General features: G+C 56.0%; 2 rRNA genes. Both read left to right on the top strand.

Annotated elements, in window-relative coordinates:
* The first annotated feature begins 139 nt into the window (after positions 1-139).
* Positions 140-1,659 (top strand): 16S ribosomal RNA (locus ACWDUN_RS29985).
* A gap of 426 nt (positions 1,660-2,085) precedes the next feature.
* Positions 2,086-5,203 (top strand): 23S ribosomal RNA (locus tag ACWDUN_RS29980).
* The 16S and 23S rRNA genes sit together here, the layout of an rRNA operon.
* Positions 5,204-5,241 lie beyond the last annotated feature (38 nt).

Genomic DNA, 5,241 nt, shown 5'->3' with positions numbered 1-5,241 from the left:
TTTTTGGCCATCTTGGTGGGGGACTCCCCGTCTTCCTGCCACGTGGGATGGTTGTTTTTTTGATGCCAGTTTTTGGTGTCTTTTGTTTGTGATCGGATTTTTCTGATTCGAATTCTGCCTCGTTTGTTCGAGGGGTTTTTGTTTGGAGAGTTTGATCCTGGCTCAGGACGAACGCTGGCGGCGTGCTTAACACATGCAAGTCGAACGGAAAGGCCCTTCGGGGTGCTCGAGTGGCGAACGGGTGAGTAACACGTGGGTGATCTGCCCTGCACTTTGGGATAAGCCTGGGAAACTGGGTCTAATACCGAATAGGATCACTGGCTTCATGGTCGGTGGTGGAAAGCTTTTGCGGTGTGGGATGGGCCCGCGGCCTATCAGCTTGTTGGTGGGGTAATGGCCTACCAAGGCGACGACGGGTAGCCGGCCTGAGAGGGTGACCGGCCACACTGGGACTGAGATACGGCCCAGACTCCTACGGGAGGCAGCAGTGGGGAATATTGCACAATGGGCGCAAGCCTGATGCAGCGACGCCGCGTGAGGGATGACGGCCTTCGGGTTGTAAACCTCTTTCAGCACAGACGAAGCGCAAGTGACGGTATGTGCAGAAGAAGGACCGGCCAACTACGTGCCAGCAGCCGCGGTAATACGTAGGGTCCGAGCGTTGTCCGGAATTACTGGGCGTAAAGAGCTCGTAGGTGGTTTGTCGCGTTGTTCGTGAAAACTCACAGCTTAACTGTGGGCGTGCGGGCGATACGGGCAGACTGGAGTACTGCAGGGGAGACTGGAATTCCTGGTGTAGCGGTGGAATGCGCAGATATCAGGAGGAACACCGGTGGCGAAGGCGGGTCTCTGGGCAGTAACTGACGCTGAGGAGCGAAAGCGTGGGGAGCGAACAGGATTAGATACCCTGGTAGTCCACGCCGTAAACGGTGGGTACTAGGTGTGGGTTTCCTTCCTTGGGATCCGTGCCGTAGCTAACGCATTAAGTACCCCGCCTGGGGAGTACGGCCGCAAGGCTAAAACTCAAAGGAATTGACGGGGGCCCGCACAAGCGGCGGAGCATGTGGATTAATTCGATGCAACGCGAAGAACCTTACCTGGGTTTGACATGCACAGGACGCTGGTAGAGATATCAGTTCCCTTGTGGCCTGTGTGCAGGTGGTGCATGGCTGTCGTCAGCTCGTGTCGTGAGATGTTGGGTTAAGTCCCGCAACGAGCGCAACCCTTGTCCTATGTTGCCAGCGGGTTATGCCGGGGACTCGTAGGAGACTGCCGGGGTCAACTCGGAGGAAGGTGGGGATGACGTCAAGTCATCATGCCCCTTATGTCCAGGGCTTCACACATGCTACAATGGCCGGTACAAAGGGCTGCGATGCCGTGAGGTGGAGCGAATCCTTTCAAAGCCGGTCTCAGTTCGGATCGGGGTCTGCAACTCGACCCCGTGAAGTCGGAGTCGCTAGTAATCGCAGATCAGCAACGCTGCGGTGAATACGTTCCCGGGCCTTGTACACACCGCCCGTCACGTCATGAAAGTCGGTAACACCCGAAGCCGGTGGCCTAACCCCTTGTGGGAGGGAGCCGTCGAAGGTGGGATCGGCGATTGGGACGAAGTCGTAACAAGGTAGCCGTACCGGAAGGTGCGGCTGGATCACCTCCTTTCTAAGGAGCACCACGAGACTTGAAGCCGGCCCACATCGTGTGGATCACCGCGACTTTGAGCGATTCGTTGGATGGCTCGACCTCTGTAGTGGAGGCGGGTCTGGTGCAACAACAAACTTTGATGGAACTGCCAGGCACACTATTGGGCTTTGAGGCAACAGGCCCAGCGGGACCTTCGCTCTACGGGGTGGGGGTTGCCGGCCGTGAGTCCCTTTTGACCGTTGGGTTGGGGGTGTTGCGGTTGCTGTTGTCGCCCTGCTTTGGTGGTGGGGTGTGGTGTTTGATTTGTGGATAGTGGTTGCGAGCATCTAGCACGCAAGAAGACTCTGATCGGGAGTTCTTGTCCTTTGGGCAGGGGTTGTTGGTTGGGGTGTTGTTGTGTGTGTTTGATGTGCAATTTCTTTTTTCTTGATCTGGTTTTTTGTGTTGTAAGTGTTTAAGGGCGCATGGTGGATGCCTTGGCATTGGGAGCCGATGAAGGACGTGGGAGGCTGCGATATGCCTCGGGGAGCTGCCAACCGAGCGTGGATCCGAGGATGTCCGAATGGGGAAACCCAGCACGAGTGATGTCGTGTTACCTGCATCTGAATATATAGGGTGCAGGGGGGAACGCGGGGAAGTGAAACATCTCAGTACCCGTAGGAAGAGAAAACAATTGTGATTCCGTGAGTAGTGGCGAGCGAAAGCGGAGGATGGCTAAACCGTATGCATGTGATACCCGGCGGGGGTTGTGTGTGCGGGGTTGTGGGGCGTTTCTTCTCAGCACCGCCGTGCTGGGCAGCAGTGAGAAAAGTGTGTGTTAGTCGAAGGGCCTGGGATGGTCTGTCGTAGAGGGTGAGAGCCCCGTAGGCGAAAACATGCACTCTGCTGTGGGACTGTCCCCGAGTAGCAGCGGGCCCGTGAAATCTGCTGTGAATCTGCCGGGACCACCCGGTAAGCCTGAATACTTCCCGATGACCGATAGCGGATTAGTACCGTGAGGGAATGGTGAAAAGTACCCCGGGAGGGGAGTGAAATAGTACCTGAAACCGTGTGCCTACAATCCGTCAGAGCCTTCCCTTTTGGGTGGGGTGATGGCGTGCCTTTTGAAGAATGAGCCTGCGAGTCAGGGACATGTCGCGAGGTTAACCCGTGTGGGGTAGCCGCAGCGAAAGCGAGTCTGAATAGGGCGTATCCGCACAACAGTGTGTGGTGTAGTGGTGTGTTCTGGACCCGAAGCGGAGTGATCTACCCATGGCCAGGGTGAAGCAGCAGTAAGATGTTGTGGAGGCCCGAACCCACTTAGGTTGAAGACTGAGGGGATGAGCTGTGGGTAGGGGTGAAAGGCCAATCAAACTCCGTGATAGCTGGTTCTCCCCGAAATGCATTTAGGTGCAGCGTTGCGTGTTTCTTACTGGAGGTAGAGCTACTGGATGGCCGATGGGCCCTACTAGGTTACTGACGTCAGCCAAACTCCGAATGCCGGTAAGTGAAAGCGTGGCAGTGAGACGGCGGGGGATAAGCTCCGTGCGTCGAGAGGGAAACAGCCCAGATCGCCGGCTAAGGCCCCTAAGCGTGTGCTAAGTGGAAAAGGATGTGCAGTCGCGAAGACAACCAGGAGGTTGGCTTAGAAGCAGCCACCCTTGAAAGAGTGCGTAATAGCTCACTGGTCAAGTGATTGTGCGCCGATAATGTAGCGGGGCTCAAGCACACCGCCGAAGCCGCGGCATCAAGTAATTGATGGGTAGGGGAGCGTCCTGCACCCAGTGAAGCAGCCTGGTAATGGAGCTGTGGAGGGTGTGGGAGTGAGAATGCAGGCATGAGTAGCGATAAGGCAAGTGAGAACCTTGCCCGCCGAAAGACCAAGGGTTCCTGGGGCAGGCCAGTCCGCCCAGGGTGAGTCGGGACCTAAGGCGAGGCCGACAGGCGTAGTCGATGGACAACGGGTTGATATTCCCGTACCCGTGTGTGCGCGCCCATGATGAATCAGAGGTACTAACCGCCCAAAACATGCGTTACCGATCACCTTCGGGTGTGAGGATTGCATGCGCTGCGCGGGACCTTCTCTGGTAGTAGTCAAGCGATGGGGTGACGCAGGAAGGTAGCCGTACCAGTCAGTGGTAATACTGGGGCAAGCCTGTAGGACGACATCTAGGCAAATCCGGATGTCATGTGTCTGAGAGGTGATGCATAGCCGAGTGAGGCGAATTCGGTGATCCTATGCTGCCGAGAAAAGCCTCTAGCGAGTTCACACACGGCCCGTACCCCAAACCAACACAGGTGGTCAGGTAGAGAATACTAAGGCGTACGAGTTAACTATGGTTAAGGAACTCGGCAAAATGCCCCCGTAACTTCGGGAGAAGGGGGACCCACATACCGTCATGGCTCTTGCGGCCGGCAGCGGGAGTGGGTGGCACAAACCAGTGAGAAGCGACTGTTTACTAAAAACACAGGTCCGTGCGAAGTCGCAAGACGATGTATACGGACTGACGCCTGCCCGGTGCTGGAAGGTTAAGAGGACCCGTTAATCCTTCGGGGTGAAGCGGAGAATTTAAGCCCCAGTAAACGGCGGTGGTAACTATAACCATCCTAAGGTAGCGAAATTCCTTGTCGGGTAAGTTCCGACCTGCACGAATGGCGTAACGACTTCTCAACTGTCTCAACCATAGACTCGGCGAAATTGCACTACGAGTAAAGATGCTCGTTACGCGCGGCAGGACGAAAAGACCCCGGGACCTTCACTACAACTTGGTATTGGTGCTCGATACGGTTTGTGTAGGATAGGTGGGAGACTGTGAAGCATGCACGCCAGTGTGTGTGGAGTCGTTGTTGAAATACCACTCTGATCGTATTGGGCCTCTAACTTCGAACCGTATATCCGGTTCAGGGACAGTGCCTGGTGGGTAGTTTAACTGGGGCGGTTGCCTCCTAAAATGTAACGGAGGCGCCCAAAGGTTCCCTCAACCTGGACGGCAATCAGGTGTTGAGTGTAAGTGCACAAGGGAGCTTGACTGCGAGACGTACATGTCGAGCAGGGACGAAAGTCGGGACTAGTGATCCGGCACCTCTGAGTGGAAGGGGTGTCGCTCAACGGATAAAAGGTACCCCGGGGATAACAGGCTGATCTTCCCCAAGAGTCCATATCGACGGGATGGTTTGGCACCTCGATGTCGGCTCGTCGCATCCTGGGGCTGGAGCAGGTCCCAAGGGTTGGGCTGTTCGCCCATTAAAGCGGCACGCGAGCTGGGTTTAGAACGTCGTGAGACAGTTCGGTCTCTATCCGCCGCGCGCGTCAGAAGCTTGAGGAAACCTGTCCCTAGTACGAGAGGACCGGGACGGACGAACCTCTGGTATACCAGTTGTCCCACCAGGGGCACCGCTGGATAGCCACGTTCGGACAGGATAACCGCTGAAAGCATCTAAGCGGGAAACCCCCTCCAAGACCAGGCTTCTCACCCTTTTAGAGGGATAAGGCCCCCCGCAGACCACGGGATCGATAGACCAGACCTACACACCTAGCAATAGGTTCAGGGAACTGGCACTAACCGGCCGAAAACTTACACACACCCAACCGGGTAACAAACAACCAGTGTGTAAAAGAAA

It is taken from the genome of Mycobacterium sp. NPDC003323 (assembly GCF_053589535.1).
This window is presented reverse-complemented; position numbering and strand designations above follow the sequence as displayed.